This is a genomic window from Pontibacter silvestris (assembly GCF_020907275.1).
GTDB lineage: Bacteria > Bacteroidota > Bacteroidia > Cytophagales > Hymenobacteraceae > Pontibacter > Pontibacter silvestris.
In genome coordinates this window covers 1-475 of the sequence record NZ_JAJJWI010000109.1, presented here as the reverse complement: position 1 = coordinate 475, position 475 = coordinate 1, and the positions used below count along the sequence as shown (strand labels likewise).

General features: G+C 50.3%; 1 protein-coding gene. It reads left to right on the top strand.

The genetic code is table 11. The features are described 5' to 3' along the window. A partial coding sequence (locus tag LN995_RS21790; protein WP_229963197.1) for a PA14 domain-containing protein occupies positions 1-475 on the top strand: 475 nt, incomplete at both ends.

Sequence of the window (475 nt, the reverse complement as noted above, 5' to 3'; positions counted from 1 at the left end):
TGTTCAGCTACCGGCACCATTTTGCGTGAGCAGTGGGATAATGTGAAAGACTCTGAGGTATCTGCCTCAAACTTTAATGGGTCCCCCTCCAGCAGCAACATGTTAACTAGCTTTGAGGCAGAATCCAACAAAAGAGACTTCTATGCCGCACGCATCAGCGGCTACATATGTCCACCGCAGACGGGTGACTATACTTTCTGGGTCGCTGGCGACAACAACGCTGAACTTTGGCTAAGCACTGATGATAACCCTAACAACAAAGTAAAGATCGCCTACACCAAAGATTGGACAAATGCCCGCCAGTGGGACAAATATGCCTCGCAGAAGTCTAAGCCTGTAAGGCTGGAGGCTGGCAAACGCTATTATGTGGAGGCTCTGCAGCAGGAAGAATGGGGCGGAGACAACCTAGCTGTAGCATGGCAGATGCCTGATGGTAGCAAGGAAGCTCCTATAGCTGGTAGTCACCTGTCTCCTT